5 protein-coding genes are annotated in these 4,111 nt (G+C 29.7%); all 5 read left to right on the plus strand.

What is annotated here, in order from left to right; genetic code table 11:
* The first annotated feature begins 49 nt into the window (after positions 1 to 49).
* Positions 50 to 589 carry a TRAP transporter small permease gene (locus tag Q0V08_RS10915; protein ID WP_257163565.1) on the plus strand — a complete coding sequence of 180 codons (540 nt, stop codon included), beginning with the start codon at positions 50 to 52 and terminating at the stop codon, positions 587 to 589.
* On the plus strand, positions 589 to 1,875 hold the full coding sequence (locus Q0V08_RS10920; protein WP_297434706.1) for a TRAP transporter large permease: 1,287 nt from the start codon (positions 589 to 591) through the stop codon (positions 1,873 to 1,875). Before Q0V08_RS10915 ends, Q0V08_RS10920 begins: the two co-directional genes overlap by 1 nt.
* 14 nt (positions 1,876 to 1,889) lie before the next feature.
* Positions 1,890 to 2,957, plus strand: a complete 1,068-nt coding sequence (glpQ, locus tag Q0V08_RS10925) for a glycerophosphodiester phosphodiesterase (protein WP_257163567.1) — start codon at positions 1,890 to 1,892, stop codon at positions 2,955 to 2,957.
* Positions 2,958 to 2,978: 21 nt separating this feature from the next.
* On the plus strand, positions 2,979 to 3,512 hold the full coding sequence (locus Q0V08_RS10930; RefSeq protein WP_257163568.1) for an MgtC/SapB family protein: 534 nt from the start codon (positions 2,979 to 2,981) through the stop codon (positions 3,510 to 3,512).
* A partial coding sequence (locus Q0V08_RS10935) for an HAD-IIA family hydrolase (protein WP_297434709.1) occupies positions 3,499 to 4,111 on the plus strand: 613 nt, incomplete at its 3' end. The genes Q0V08_RS10930 and Q0V08_RS10935, both read left to right, overlap by 14 nt.

The following is a 4,111-nucleotide window of genomic DNA, read 5'->3' on the forward strand; positions in this document are numbered from 1 at the left end:
AATTAAATAAAATTAGAAATAAATAGAATTTGCTAGTTTGGAGGCTTACATGAGTAATGATATTTTAAAAAAATTTAGAGCAATAGAGTTTGAAGCATTACTTGGAAGTATAACAATCAGCGTAACTGTAATTCTTGTAATAGTAAATGTATTCCTAAGATATTTCTTAGGAATACAATACTCTTGGATAGAGGAAGTTTCAGTTGGTTGTTTTATATGGACAGTATATTTAGGAGCAACAGCAAGTTATAGAAAAAGAGGACTTATAGGGGTAGATGCTGTAACAAAGATACTTCCATTAAAGGGAAGAAGAGTTTTAAGAGTTATAACAAATACTTTACTTTTAGTTTTATCAGCTTCTATGTTTTATTTAAGTTACAACTATACATCTTCATCAGATAAGATAACTTCAGCCTTAGAGATTTCATATGTTTATATAAATAGTTCTTTGCCAGTTTCCTTTGGGCTAATGACAATATACTCTGTCTATTTTTTTATCTATGATATTATTAATTTTAATAATTTAGAGATAGAAGAGATGGAGGAGCAAGAGGCGTTTGAACAGCAAATAGAGGATGTGATGATGTAATGGAACCATTTATACCAGTTATTATTTTATTCGTACTGTTTTTCTTAAATATACCTATTGCTTTTGCTCTTATAGGGGCATCACTATATTATTTTATATTTCAGAATGACATAATGTCTGTTAATATGGTTATTCAGCAGTTTGTAACTTCAGTTGAATCTTTTCCATATTTAGCAGTTCCATTTTTTATAATGGTTGGGTCTGTTATGAATTTTTCTGGAATTAGTTCTAGCTTAATGAAAATGGCAGAAGTTTTAACAGGGCATATGGTTGGAGGACTAGCTCAAGTTAACGTAATATTAAGTGCTATGATGGGTGGAATTTCAGGTTCTGCAAATGCTGATGCAGCTATGCAATCTAAGATTTTAGTTCCAGAGATGGTAAAAAGAAATTTCTCAAAACCATTTTCAGCTGCAGTAACAGCAGCGTCATCTTCAGTAAGTCCAGTGATACCTCCAGGAACAAATCTTATAATTTATTCATTAATAGCTAACGTTTCAGTAGCTAAAATGTTTTTAGCAGGATATACACCTGGAATTATGATGACAGTTGCTCTTATGTTTGTGGTACATATAATTTCTAAGAAGAGAGGTTATACTTCAACTAGAGATAAAAGAGCTACAATAAAGGAGATTTTAATTCAAATTAAAGATTCTATATGGGCATTATTAATTCCTTTTGGAATTATTTTAGGAATGCGTATGGGACTTTTCACTCCAACGGAAGCTGGGGGAGTTGCTGTATTATTTTGTTTTGTAGTTGGAGTTTTTGTATATAAAAAACTAAAGTGGGAGCATGTGCCTATTATTTTAAAAGATACAGTTTATGGAACAGGGTCTGTTATGCTTCTTATAATAGGAGCAAAAGTTTTTGGATACTATCTAACATTAGAAAGAATTCCTCAAATGATAACAAATCTATTAGTTGGATTTACAGATAATAGATATATGTTACTTTTCATAGTGAATCTACTTTTACTTTTTGTTGGAATGTTCTTAGAAGGAGGGGCAGCACTTGTAATTCTAGCTCCACTTTTAGTGCCAGCAGCTTTAAAAGTTGGAATAGACCCAATTCAGTTTGGAGTAATATTAATTGTTAATATTATGATTGGAGGAATAACTCCGCCTTTTGGATCAATGATGTTTACAACGTGTACCATAGTCGGTGTAAAACTTGATGAATTTGTAAAAGAGGTATTACCATTTATTTTAGCACTTTTAGTAGTTTTAGCTATTTTAACATATTCAGAAACAATAGCATTATATATACCAAACTTATTAATGTAGACCATGGAGGTTAAATGAACGTAAAAATATTATTAGCACTTAGTATGGTAGGGTTATCTTTAGCTACTTTTTCACAAAATGATAAAAAAATTATAATAGCACATAGAGGAGCAAGTGGTTATTTACCAGAACACACACTTGAATCAAAGGCTTTGGCTTTTGGTCAAGGGGCAGATTATTTAGAACAAGACTTAGCTATGACTAAGGATAATAAAGTAATTGTAATACATGATCATTTTTTAGATCAACTTACAGATGTTGCTAAGCAATATCCAAATAGAGCAAGAAAAGATGGAAGATATTATGTTATGGATTTTACTTTAGCAGAAATAAAAGGTTTGAATATGACTGAAAACTTTAAAGTGGAAAATGGTGAAGAAAAATTAGTTTACGAGGGAAGATTCCCTTTATGGAAATCAACATTTAAAATTCATACTTTAGAGGAAGAGTTAGAATTTATTCAAGGGTTAGAAAAAACAACTGGAAAGAGAATTGGAATATATCCAGAGATAAAAGCTCCTTGGCTACATCACCAAGAAGGAAAAGATATAGCTAAAGAAACTTTACAAATTTTAAAAAAATATGGTTACACAAGTAAGGATGATCCTATATATTTCCAAGTTTTTGATTTTAATGAGTTAAAAAGAGTTAAAAATGAACTTATGCCAGAGATGGGAATGAATTTAAAGTTAGTACAATTAGTTGCATATACTGATTGGAATGAAACTATGGAAAAAAATAAAAAAGGTGAATGGGTAAATTATAATTATGATTGGATGTTCACTCCTGAAGGTGTAAAAGAGCTGTCAAAATATGCTGATGGAATTGGACCAGCATGGTACATGCTAATAGATGGAGATAATTCTAAAAAAGGAGATATAAAAGTAACTCCGCTAGTTGAATATATTGGAAAAAATGGTTTAGAGTTACACCCTTACACAATAAGAAAAGATGCCCTACCAGATTATGTGAATAATATAGATGAGATGTTTGAAATTATATTTAATCAAACTAATTCTACAGGAGTTTTCACAGATTTCCCAGATTTAGGAGTTCAATTTATAGCAAATCAAAATAAATAAATATAAAATGAGGGATATATTATGACAGGGATAGGATTAACAGAAATATTATTTAGATTAACAGTATCCTCAATATTTGGAGGTTGCATAGGATTAGAAAGAGAATTAAAAAATAAATCAGCAGGTTTTGTAACCTTGATATTGGTATGTTTAGGAGCAACAACTATCGCTCTTTTACAAGAGGAACTGTTAATAAGGCAAATAAATTTAATATCCTCCCAACCTAACCTCATAGAAAGTTATAAATTAGATATTACAAGGCTATCAGCCCAAGTTGTAACAGGAGTGGGATTTATAGGGGGAGGAGCAATAGTTTATTCAAATGATAAAGTTTCAGGAATAACAACTGCAGCCACTTTATGGATAACAGCAGCTATTGGATTAGCAATTGGATATGGTTTTGTATTTCTATCTATAGCAGCTTTTTTAATTGTTGTTATAACTTTAATAGTAATGAAGATATTAGAAAGAAAAGTTATAACTATGGTAAGAAATAAAAAAGCGACTAAAAGTAATTTTATAAAAGAGGAGCAAAAACCAAATGAAAGATTATAAAGGATATCTATTTGATATAGATGGAACAATAGTTTTAGGGGATGTTTTAATACCTGGAGCTAAAGAAAAAATAGAAGAGCTACGAAAATGTGGAAAAAAAATAGGTTTTTACACAAATAACTCTTCTAAAAATCCAGAAAGTTATATTGAAAAATTTAAAAAATTAGGAATTGAAACTGAATTAAAAGAGATAATAACTGCTGGAGTAGTATTAGCAGATTATTTAAAAAATAGTTGTAAAGGTAAAAAAATATTTATGGTAGGAACAAAAGACTACAAAAATTATTGTAAAGATTTAGAAATTCAAATATTTGATGAAAATGATGAGTTTAATTTTTCTGAAATCGATATAGTTGTGGTTACACTTGATTCTGAACTTAATTATAAAAAGTTAGAGATAGCTTGTAAACTTTTACATAGAGATGGTGTAGAGTACTTAGCGGCAAATGAAGATTTAGTTTATCCAGTAGAGGACGGTGTATTTTTACCAGATTGTAGAGCTATTTGCAATATAATTGAGCTATGCACTAAAAGAGTTCCTAAATATTTTGGAAAACCTAAAAAAGCTATGCTAGATTATGCATTAAGAAATTTAAATC

The organism is uncultured Cetobacterium sp., assembly GCF_947038635.1.
Lineage (GTDB): Bacteria > Fusobacteriota > Fusobacteriia > Fusobacteriales > Fusobacteriaceae > Cetobacterium_A.

Bases quoted from the DNA above. Each gene is read 5' to 3' on its own strand.
- Q0V08_RS10920 (WP_297434706.1), top strand. From the start codon at position 589: ATGGAACCATTTATACCAGTTATTATTTTATTCGTACTGTTTTTCTTA.
- Q0V08_RS10930 (WP_257163568.1), top strand. From the start codon at position 2,979: ATGACAGGGATAGGATTAACAGAAATATTATTTAGATTAACAGTATCC.
- glpQ (WP_257163567.1), top strand. From the start codon at position 1,890: ATGAACGTAAAAATATTATTAGCACTTAGTATGGTAGGGTTATCTTTA.
- Q0V08_RS10915 (WP_257163565.1), top strand. From the start codon at position 50: ATGAGTAATGATATTTTAAAAAAATTTAGAGCAATAGAGTTTGAAGCA.